Raw genomic sequence first — 10,885 nt, forward strand, 5'->3', positions numbered from 1 at the left:
CATGGGGAGTGGGTTATGTTTGGGCTTCCACTTGGACCCTGACACCCGGCATTATCCGGATCGGGACACGAAGAAGCGCTTGAACAACTCATCTAGTATGCCGGATATTATGCCCAGAAGCGAATCTGCAGGCTGACACCTCCCCTTACAACATATGGGCCAGCACACTGCTCATTGGGCCCTGCACCGCCTGCGGTCATTGCCTTCGGCAACATCCGAATGGATGATGGGGGAATGACCGTCGAAAATGACGTTTCCGTCCAGGACCTGGCCGGCCGTCTGCCCAGCTCATTCACCCTGGGAGTTGCCGCGGCGGCCTTCCAGATCGAAGGCTCCCTCTCCGCTGACGGGCGGGGTCCCTCCGGCTGGGACGCCTTCGCGGAGAAACCCGGCGCCATCATCGATGGACATTCCCCCGCCGTGGCCTGCGACCACTACAACCGCTCGCCCGAAGACGTGGCCCTGATGCGGGACCTCGGCGTGGATTCCTACCGCTTTTCCATCTCGTGGCCGCGGATCCAGCCGGACGGCCGCGGCGCGTTCAACGAACAGGGTCTGGACTTCTACGACCGCCTGATCGACCAACTGCTTGAGGCCGGCATCTCCCCCATGGCCACCCTCTACCACTGGGATACGCCCCTGCCCCTGGAGCACCGTGGCGGCTGGATGAACAGGGCAACCGCCGAACGCTTCGCTGAGTACGCCGGGGAAGCCGGCCGGCGTTTTGGTGATCGCGTGGACCAATGGGTCACCCTCAACGAACCCGCCTCTGTAGTGCTCAACGGCTATGCTCTGGGCGTTCATGCCCCCGGACAGGACCTGCTCTTTGACGCCTTTCCTGCCGTCCACAACCAGCTGCTGGCCCATGGCATGGCTGTCCAGGCGTTGCGTGCAGCAGGGGTCCGCGGCGGAATCGGCGTGACCAACCTCCACTCCCCTGTCCGGCCAGCCACGCCGAAAATCACGGACAAGTACATCGCGCTGGTGTTTGACCTGATGCTCAACCGGATATATGCCGATCCGGTCCTCCTGGGCCGCTACCCCCGCCCGCCGCTCATCGCCAAGCCCTGGTTCCGGTCCTTCGGAAGAATCCCCGACGCCGACCTCCGCACCATCCACCAACCCCTGGACTTTTACGGGGTGAACTATTACTACCCCACGAAGGTGGCAGCCGGACGGGGCCCGGCCGAAAGCCCCACGGGTCCCGCCGAGGCCATGGTGCGGGTGCCGTTCCACCAGGAGCCGTTTCCCGAATACGGCACCACGGGTTTCGGCTGGCCGGTAGCACCGGATCATCTGGGTATCCTGCTGCGCGAACTCAAGGACCGCTATAAGGGCGACCTGCCCCCGCTGTACATCACCGAAAGCGGCGCCAGCTTCCCGGAGCCCGACCATGTGAGCGGCCCCATCCAGGACCGGCAGCGGATCAATTACATCGCGGGCCACCTGCGGCAAGCGCTGGACGCGACGGCCCCGGGCGGAATCGCCCACGACGTGGACCTCCGCGGCTATTACGTCTGGACCCTGATGGACAACTTCGAATGGGCTGCGGGGTACTCACAGCGCTTCGGCCTGGTGCACGTGGATTTCGACACCCTGCAGCGCACTCCCAAGGAATCGTTCTACTGGTACCGGGCACTCAGCCAGGCCCGGAGATCCCTGGCCGGAGAAGGCCCTCCGGCGTGAAGATGCTCGGCTGAACTGCGGCTAACACCAGGCTGACCCCCGGCGAACCCGGACGAACGCCCCGGCTGACGCCGGCCGGCCCTGCTACTTGTCCTTGTTTGCCCGGTTGATGCGTTTGGCGCGGTCAATCTCGGTGCGGAAATGCTTTTTGGCCCAGAAAACTCCGGCGACCACGGCTGCCGCGATGATCAGAAATATCAGCCATCCCATTATGTACTCCTCTCGCTGTCAGCAACAGTATCAGGGCCGGCGTGACGGTATCTGTCCTCGCGGGCCGGCTGGTTCAGCTCAGGACCAGGAGTCATCTCCGGGCCTTCGTCCGGCGTTTGACCGGCCGTTCCGTGGTTCAACCGCCAGACGGCAAAGACGATCAGCCCGACGGCGATGAACGCCAGCAGCAGGAATGTGTACTGCCGCATGGCCCACAGAATGCAGGCCGCTACCCCGGCCGCGCCCCACCAGACAAACATCCGTTCCCCCAGGCCAAGTCCTGCCGCGAGCAGAAGGGCGAGAAGAACCAGAACCCACAGCTGCTGCCCACCGTTGCCGCCGGACACTATGCCCAGGCCGCTCAGGGAGAGCAACATAGACGCCGCGCCCACCATAAACCGGCCGGCAGATTGGTTGCCGGAGAAGTACCGCAACCCGCCGAGGACAGCGGCCAGGACCACGTACCACTGAACAACCCAGAATGGACTGGGAGACTCGGTCAATTGCCGGCCTGCGCTTCCACCCGTCGCGTCCAGTTCGAAGATGGCAGCACGCTGGACGGCGGCGGTCAGAAGCAACGAGCCCAGTTCCAGGGCGATCCGTCGCGCCCTTGCGGGTGCCTCCCGGTAGAAGATTCCGACGGCGGCGGCCAGTACGGCCGCGGCCGTCCAGGACGTTGCATCGAGCCGGATTCCGACGAAGACCGTCAGGACGAGGCCCAGGAAGGCCGTGCCGGCCAGCGACCAACGGCGCACCGGCTCAGCCTGCAACGGGCCGCTGCGCACGAGCCGCACCGCGTAGAGTGCGGCCGAAGCCACACCCGCGCCGGTCAGCCACGGCAGGAATCCGCCCCAGGCGCCCGGGATGTCCTGATATGCCTCCGCCGCCAAGGCGACGGACCCGCCGAGCGCGGCCAGGGCTGCCGGCGGATACAGGACCGGCAGCTCCTCGATGTGGGACGCGGTAAAACACACGGCTGACAGGACCAGTACGGCCGCTCCCGTCACCCAGTCCGCCGCCAAGGGCGAGATCAACAGTCCGGCACCGGCAAACGAACCGGCGGAAACCAGCCAGAGCCAGTGCTCGACATCCGCGGCGCCAGCCTTCTGCCGGCGAGCGTTCTCTAGGTGTCCGTTCTGTTCGTGCCCGTTCTGTAAGCGACCGTTCTGTTGTCGACCGTACTGCCGTCGTCGCAAGATGCCGGTTGCGGCTGCGAGCAGCGCAACACCCAGCAGGGCCACCGCAGTTCCTGTGTGGCTCAGGACCGGGAACACCAGGAACGTCCCCCCGAACGTGAACAGCGGGCCGAGGGCGAGTACTCCGAAGAGGGCCGCATACACAGCGAAGTAGGAGGCTCCCCTGGCACCGAAAAGTCTCCTGGCCACCACTGCCGAGACCAGCAACACCAGCAGTTCCAGCAACACCACCCAGCGGCCGCCGTCGTCATCCTGCCGCAGCAGCCCGACACCACCAGGCCTCGTCATGTACGCGAGCGGCAGCAACGCCTGCCCCGCCAGGGTGATCCAGACTGCGGCCTGCTGGAAGGGGATGTCCGCCAGCCGTGAGCGCATCAACCAGCGGACGGCGTGCTGGGCCGCGAGCACCAGCGCAAACGTCACCGAAACCACGGTGGGCGAGGCGGTGATGTCGTAGCTGAGGACCAGCGCGAGGCCCGCGGTCAGCCCGCGGGCCGCCACAAAGTACCATCCCTTCCTGGCGCGCTGCTGCTCGGCCACCACCATCAGCATGGCGTAGACCGCGAATGTACCCACAATGAGTTCCACCCGAAGCAGGTCGCCGTCGCTGAGGACCAGCAGCGATACAAAGGCAAACGGCGCCAGCCCGACGGCACCCGCCCCCCGACGGAGGAAGTACCCCGAAGCGGCGGCGCCGAGGGCCGCGACTCCTGAAGCGGAGGTCCCCTGCCAGTCGGCGGAACCTGCCTGCGCAAGGCTGGCGCTGCCTGCCAGCTGGAGAAGGATCAGGGCGCCGGCGTCCGCAAGGATCCCGCGGGGAGCACGACGGCGGATAGCGGCCACCAGCGGAAGACACAGCTGAAGTGCCAGTACGGCCACCAGGACCATTGCCGGGCGGACCACTTCGGCCGCGATGACCACCGGGCCTCCGTCCTGCTGTCGCTGGTGAAAGGCTGTCAGCGCAAGGACGGTGACTGCCGCCCGGGCGAACCACCAGTACGCCCAGCGGTGTTGGCGCAGGCGCTGACTCGTCGCCGTGACGACCAGATACGCCATCACCAGCAGCAGCGCCACGTTGCCGGCGCCTTGTGAAACCGCCTGGAACGCGACCGCCGCGGCCACCACAGACATACCCAACGGCAAGGCCTCCCACACCGTTGCAAACCATTCCGGTTCCAAAGCAGGCCGTGGAACCATCAGGGCTCCGATGATAAAAGCGGCAGTCAGCTGGACGATCACGCCGACGGCCGTCAAGCCGTGGTCCGGCGAGGCCTCAATGAACGGCAGCCCGACCAGAACCAGTGCGCCGCCGGCACCGAAGCCGCCCAAGGTTGCCTCCGGCGCCAACGTCCGTACGCCCGCGCGTTCCACGACCGCCGTCAGGAGTTGCTGGCACACGAGTGCCAGCAACAGCGCGAACACGGCCGCCTCGGCCCGCCCGGAGTGGTCATCCATCACCGCCGCGACGGTTACGGGGACCGCACAGGTGAGGGCCAACCGGGACCCCAGAACCAACCGGCCGCGGAAATCGCCTGCCACGAAGACACTACGGATCGCCCAGAAGCCTGCAGCTGCCAGCAGCATTCCAGCCAGCGGCCACGCACCCATCGAGGGAGAAACGATGCCGGCCAAGACCAGTGCGGCTACTGGCGCCCATTCGGCCCGGCCTGCCCATCTGGCGGCCAGGACGATGCCCGTGGCCAGCGACAACGCCACCGGCCCCCACAGCGGCACGGTTGCGCCGGCTTCGACTGAACCATAGCCCTCAATTGAACCGAAGAAGCCGGCAGCCATCCTCTGAATGCTGAACGTCGTCACGGCAGTAAGTTGGAGGGCGAACGTAGCCAGGGCATCAAACTGCCAGCGCGCTCCGGTGGCAGTGGGGCTGTTACTGGCGGCGGATGACTCAGCCTGCCGTGGCTCGGGGAACCACAGTGTCAGCTTTTCCGACAGAAGCGCCAGTCCCCCTGCCTGCGCGCCGAACAGTACGACGGCAACGAGGAGTGCATCGCTCCCCCGGCCGGTCAAATGCCAGATTTCGACGGCGGCAGCCAGGGTCAGGGCGGCTCGCGCCGCGTAGAAGTTGATCAGCCGGAACCGCCCCGGGATAGCGGCCATCAGGGCGAAGTAGATACCGCATATCCCCATGACCAGGGCGTACTCTGCCTTGTCCAGGAGCAAGGGTACGCCGGTGGCGACGACGGCAACGGCGGGAACCACCAACGGGTGCAGGACCATCAACGGCCTCACATACACCGGCGGCAGCCAGCACGGCCGGGCGAGGGCAACGCCCGTGAGCAGCACCGCCACGGCTATGAGCACAGCGAAGTACCAGACAAGCGCGCCACCCAGGATTGAAACGCCGGAGAACGCAGTGGAGGCCACAAACGTGAGGGAGAGGTACACCAGGACCCTGCTCTCGAGCCGGACGGCCGCCGCAACATAGGCAGCAGTCCCAATCAGCGACGTGATCAACCAGGCGGCCGGGCCCTGATGCAGCGCAAAGTTGTAGAGGGCAAGGCCGGTCACAGGAACGAGGGCGAGCCCGGTGCCGGTGAATGCCACGGCGGCTGGCTTCAACCGAGGGGCCCGGGCGTGCAGCACAAATCCCGCTCCATAGAACAGCGCAGTGACTGCGCACGCTCCGGCAAAGCGCAACATGGGCGGAAGGCCGGTACCGATGAAGAGTGCTGCTGCAGCCACCAGCAGCAGGCTGGCCACGTACAGCGTGATGTTGATGTTCTGCCGGTCCCGCTTTTCACGCCGGGCCTGGCGCTCCGCCGGTGACTCCGGGTAGGTCTGGAAGGCGGCTGTCGGGGGCTGCGTCGGATTCTGCTGCGACACCGGTGCGCTGTTCGACGGACGCGAATAGGGCGCCGAAAATGGCGGCGCCAAAGGGATCGTTCGCTCGGGTGGGGATGCCCGCAACCACTCCGGCGGCGAGTCTGCGCCGGTGGAACTTGGCGCTGGCGTGGCGCCCGGACCTGGCTGGCCTGACGACTGAAGCTTGGCCACGGCGTCGAGCCACCCCTGAAGATGACCGGCGCGGTAGCCCGCTTCATAAGCTTCGTCCCTCACGGCGATCCCCCATTCAAAGGGCAGGCCTGCCTGCACTGTTAATCCATTGATTGGATTAACCCTAACAAAGAACAGCCCCGCTGCACTAGCAGCGGGGCTGTTCCAAACTTTGCGTCAGGCCGTCAGACGGCCATCCGCTCAGTAATCAACAAGTAATTACTTGACGATCTTGGTAACGCGTCCTGAACCAACGGTGCGGCCGCCTTCGCGGATAGCGAAGCCGAGGCCCTCTTCCATGGCGATGGGCTGGATGAGCGCAACGGTCATCTCAGTGTTGTCGCCAGGCATAACCATTTCCGTGCCTTCCGGCAGGGTGATAACGCCGGTTACGTCCGTGGTGCGGAAGTAGAACTGCGGGCGGTAGTTCGAGTAGAACGGGTTGTGGCGTCCGCCTTCATCCTTGGAGAGGATGTAGACGTTGGCCTCGAAGTCGGTGTGCGGGGTAATGGAACCCGGCTTGACGACAACCTGGCCACGCTCTACGTCATCGCGCTTCAGACCGCGGAGCAGGAGGCCACAGTTCTCGCCGGCCCATGCTTCGTCGAGCTGCTTGTGGAACATCTCGATACCGGTAACCGTGGTCTTCTGGACCGGGCGGATGCCGACGATCTCGACCTCAGAGTTGATAGCAAGGGTTCCACGCTCGGCGCGGCCCGTCACAACGGTGCCACGGCCAGTGATCGTGAAGACATCTTCGATCGGCATCAGGAACGGCTTGTCACGGTCGCGTACGGGGTCCGGAACGGACTCGTCGACAGCTGCCATGAGGTCCTCAACGGACTTGACCCAGATGGGGTCGCCCTCGAGAGCCTTGAGACCGGAAACGCGAACAACCGGAGCTTCATCGCCATCGAAGCCCTGAGCCGAAAGCAGCTCACGAACTTCCATTTCAACGAGATCCAGCAGTTCTTCGTCATCAACCATGTCCGACTTGTTCAGCGCAACCAGCAGGTAGGGAACGCCAACCTGGCGGGCAAGCAGAACGTGCTCGCGGGTCTGAGCCATCGGGCCGTCGGTGGCGGCAACCACGAGGATTGCACCGTCCATCTGTGCAGCACCGGTGATCATGTTCTTGATGTAGTCAGCGTGACCCGGAGCGTCTACGTGTGCGTAGTGGCGCTTCTCGGTCTGGTACTCAACGTGGGAAATGTTGATCGTGATGCCACGCTGGCGCTCTTCCGGAGCAGAGTCAATCGACGCGAAGTCGCGCTGCTCGTTGAGAGTCGGGTACTTGTCGTACAGCACCTTGGAAATGGCGGCAGTCAGCGTCGTCTTACCGTGGTCAACGTGACCAATGGTGCCGATGTTGACGTGCGGCTTAGTCCGCTCGAACTTTGCCTTTGCCACAGGTTCCTCCTAGAACGTTTTCAAATGACTTACCCTTCAACCGCGCTTATCGCGGCAGAAACTCAGGCAAGTCTACTTGGGGGGCTTTGGATTGGTGAAATTGCAGATTCAGGAACTAATACTAGTCCCTCGAGCCTGTTCGTGCAGATGGCCGGGCCCGGCTTGACCGGACCCGGCCACCTGCACCAGGTGAGCTTCCGTGAACCGGAAACACACCCGAGTTTTTGCTGCGAAAGTCGGAAGACTACTCGCCGCGGTTCTTCTGGATGATCTCGTCGGCAAATGCCTTCGGAACCTCCGCGTAGCTGTGGAACGTCATGGAGTACACAGCGCGGCCCTGGGTCTTCGAACGCAGGTCACCGATGTAGCCGAACATGCCGGACAGCGGGACGTGCGCACGGATTACCTTGACACCCTGTGCATCTTCCATGGACTGCATCTGGCCACGGCGGGAGTTGAGGTCACCGATTACTTCACCCATGTATTCCTCAGGGGTGCGGACCTCTACATCCATCAGCGGTTCGAGCAGGATGGGGTTCGCCTTGCGTGCGGCTTCCTTGAAAGCCATACGGCCGGCGATCTTGAACGCCATTTCCGAAGAGTCAACATCGTGGTAAGCGCCGTCAATCAGCGTCGCCTTGATGCCAACAACCGGGTAACCGGCCAGGACGCCGTCGTTCAGTGCATCCTGGATACCGGCGTCAACCGACGGGATGTATTCGCGCGGAATACGGCCACCGGTGACCTTGTTCTCGAACTCGTAGAGCTCGCCCTCGGAAGTGTCCAGCGGCCCAATGGCAATCTGGATCTTCGCGAACTGACCCGAACCACCGGTCTGCTTCTTGTGCGTGTAGTCGTGACGCGCAACAACATTCTTGATGGTTTCGCGGTATGCGACCTGCGGCTTGCCGACGTTGGCCTCGACCTTGAATTCGCGGCGCATGCGGTCCACCAGGATATCCAGGTGGAGCTCGCCCATGCCGGCGATGATGGTCTGACCGGTGTCTTCGTTGAGGGAGACCTGGAAGGTCGGGTCCTCAGCGGAGAGCTTCTGGATAGCCAGTGAGAGTTTCTCCTGGTCACCCTTGGTGTTCGGTTCGATGGCAACCGAGATCACGGGCTCCGGGAAGCTCATGGACTCGAGGACGATCTGGTTGGCGGAGTCACACAGGGTGTCGCCCGTGGTGGTGTCCTTCAGCCCGATCGCTGCGTAGATGTGGCCGGCGGTAGCGCCCTCAACAGGCATTTCCTTGTTGGCGTGCATCTGGAACAGCTTGCCGATGCGCTCCTTCTTGCCCTTGGTGGAGTTGACCACCTGAGCACCTGCTTCGACGTGACCGGAGTACACGCGGATGAAGGTGAGCTGGCCGAAGAACGGGTGCGCGGCAATCTTGAACGCCAGAGCAGAGAACGGCTCCTCGGAGGAAGGTGCGCGCGTGAGTTCCTTCTCTTCGTCCCGAGGATCGTGGCCGATCATCGGCGGGACGTCGAGCGGGTTCGGCAGGTAGTCAACCACGGCGTCAAGCATCGGCTGAACGCCGCGGTTCTTGAACGCGGAGCCACAGAAAACCGGGTAGAGCTCAGAGTTGATCGTCATCTTGCGGATGCCGGCCTTGAGCTCCTCGACGGTGAGTTCTTCACCCTCAAGGTACTTCTCCATGAGCTCTTCGGTAGCGTCAGCCACCGTCTCAACGAGGGCTGCCCGGTATTCCTTGGCCTTCTCCAGCAGATCCGCAGGGATCTCCTGGACCTCGTATTTGGCACCCATGGTGACGTCACCCTTGGAGTCGCCCGGCCAGACCAGCGCGCGCATTTCCAGGATGTCGACAACGCCGACGAAGTCGTTCTCGGCACCGATCGGCAGCTGCATAACAAGCGGCTTGGCACCGAGGCGGCTGATGATGGTATCTACCGTGTAGTAGAAGTCAGCACCGAGCTTGTCCATCTTGTTGACGAAGCAGATGCGCGGAACGTTGTACTTGTCAGCCTGGCGCCAAACGGTCTCAGACTGAGGCTCGACACCTTCTTTACCATCGAACACGGCAACGGCGCCGTCGAGGACGCGCAGTGAGCGCTCAACCTCGACGGTGAAGTCAACGTGGCCGGGGGTGTCAATGATGTTGATCTGGTTGTTGTCCCAGAAGCAGGTCACGGCGGCAGACGTGATGGTGATGCCGCGTTCCTTTTCCTGTTCCATCCAGTCAGTCGTCGAAGCGCCGTCGTGCGTTTCGCCGATCTTGTGGTTCACACCTGTGTAGAACAGAATGCGCTCGGTGGTGGTGGTCTTGCCGGCATCGATGTGAGCCATGATGCCGATGTTGCGGACCTTACTAAGGTCTGTAAGCACGTCCTGTGCCACGGTGTCTCCCTTTCGGATGGACTACGCGTTCGCCGCCGGCTCAGTCGAGCCGGCGGCGTCCGGGAAGTATTACCAGCGGTAGTGTGCGAAGGCCTTGTTGGACTCGGCCATCTTGTGGGTGTCTTCGCGACGCTTCACAGCGGCACCGAGACCGTTGGAGGCATCCAGGATTTCGTTCTGGAGACGCTCGGTCATGGTCTTTTCACGGCGGGCCTTGGAGTAGCCAACCAGCCAACGCAAGGCGAGGGCGGTGGAGCGGCCCGGCTTGACCTCAACCGGAACCTGGTAGGTAGCGCCACCAACGCGGCGTGAGCGGACCTCGAGGGAAGGCTTGACGTTCTCCATGGCCTTCTTGAGGGCTGCTACGGGGTCGCCGCCGGACTTGGCGCGGGCGCCTTCGAGGGCACCGTAAACAATGCGCTCTGCGGTGGACTTCTTACCGTCAACCAGCACCTTGTTGATCAGCTGGGTGACCAGCGGGGAGCCGTAAACGGGATCTAGTACGAGCGGCCGCTTGGGGGCCGGACCCTTGCGAGGCATATTACTTCTTCTCCATCTTTGCGCCGTAGCGGCTGCGGGCCTGCTTACGGTTCTTCACACCCTGGGTATCGAGGGCGCCACGGACGATCTTGTAACGGACACCGGGGAGGTCCTTCACGCGACCGCCGCGAACGAGCACAATGGAGTGCTCCTGCAGGTTGTGGCCTACACCGGGGATGTAAGCGGTAACTTCAACGCCACCGTTGAGGCGCACGCGTGCAACCTTACGAAGAGCCGAGTTCGGCTTCTTGGGGGTGGTGGTGTAAACGCGGGTGCAAACACCGCGGCGCATCGGGCTGCCGTTAAGCGCGGGAGCCTTGGTCTTTTTGACCTTAGGCGTGCGGCCCTTGCGGACCAGCTGGTTAATCGTAGGCACTCTCGTGTTCTCCGTTGGTTGGATCTCTACCTTCACGCTCAGGCGCCAGCCTGAGCACAATGGTTTTGGCGTTGTTCCTTGCAGCTGCGGCTC

Annotated in this window: 7 protein-coding genes; 1 reads left to right on the top strand and 6 read right to left on the bottom strand. The window is 63.5% G+C overall.

Annotated elements, in window-relative coordinates:
- The first annotated feature begins 234 nt into the window (after positions 1-234).
- Positions 235-1,686 (top strand): GH1 family beta-glucosidase, encoded by a 1,452-nt coding sequence (locus FYJ92_RS13940; RefSeq protein WP_185261227.1) that lies wholly within the window; start codon positions 235-237, stop codon positions 1,684-1,686.
- 84 nt (positions 1,687-1,770) lie between these two features.
- On the opposite strand, the gene FYJ92_RS19135 is transcribed toward FYJ92_RS13940, so the two are convergent.
- The 6 genes from FYJ92_RS19135 to rpsL all read right to left on the bottom strand — a co-directional run bounded on the left by FYJ92_RS19135 (position 1,771) and on the right by rpsL (position 10,792).
- On the bottom strand, positions 1,771-1,896 hold the full coding sequence (locus FYJ92_RS19135) for a hypothetical protein (protein WP_255482101.1): 126 nt from the start codon (positions 1,894-1,896) through the stop codon (positions 1,771-1,773).
- Complete coding sequence (locus FYJ92_RS13945) at positions 1,896-5,936, bottom strand: hypothetical protein (protein ID WP_185261228.1); 4,041 nt, start codon at positions 5,934-5,936, stop codon at positions 1,896-1,898. The genes FYJ92_RS19135 and FYJ92_RS13945 overlap by 1 nt, the downstream gene beginning before the upstream one ends.
- Before the next feature lie 390 nt (positions 5,937-6,326).
- Positions 6,327-7,517, bottom strand: a complete 1,191-nt coding sequence (gene tuf / locus FYJ92_RS13950) for an elongation factor Tu (protein WP_111906637.1) — start codon at positions 7,515-7,517, stop codon at positions 6,327-6,329.
- 244 nt (positions 7,518-7,761) lie between these two features.
- Positions 7,762-9,876, bottom strand: coding sequence for an elongation factor G (fusA, locus tag FYJ92_RS13955; protein WP_185261229.1), 2,115 nt, complete (start codon positions 9,874-9,876; stop codon positions 7,762-7,764).
- 69 nt (positions 9,877-9,945) lie between these two features.
- Entirely contained in the window at positions 9,946-10,416 is a 471-nt protein-coding gene (gene rpsG, locus FYJ92_RS13960) for a 30S ribosomal protein S7 (RefSeq protein WP_011692813.1), read from the bottom strand.
- Between the two features lies 1 nt (position 10,417).
- On the bottom strand, positions 10,418-10,792 hold the full coding sequence (rpsL, locus tag FYJ92_RS13965) for a 30S ribosomal protein S12 (RefSeq protein WP_011692814.1): 375 nt from the start codon (positions 10,790-10,792) through the stop codon (positions 10,418-10,420).
- Positions 10,793-10,885 lie beyond the last annotated feature (93 nt).

It is taken from the genome of Pseudarthrobacter sp. NBSH8, assembly GCF_014217545.1.
In the GTDB taxonomy this organism is placed as follows: domain Bacteria; phylum Actinomycetota; class Actinomycetes; order Actinomycetales; family Micrococcaceae; genus Arthrobacter.

Bases quoted from the DNA above. Each gene is read 5' to 3' on its own strand.
- FYJ92_RS13940 (WP_185261227.1), top strand. From the start codon at position 235: ATGACCGTCGAAAATGACGTTTCCGTCCAGGACCTGGCCGGCCGTCTG.
- FYJ92_RS19135 (WP_255482101.1), bottom strand. From the start codon at position 1,896: ATGGGATGGCTGATATTTCTGATCATCGCGGCAGCCGTGGTCGCCGGA.
- rpsG (WP_011692813.1), bottom strand. From the start codon at position 10,416: ATGCCTCGCAAGGGTCCGGCCCCCAAGCGGCCGCTCGTACTAGATCCC.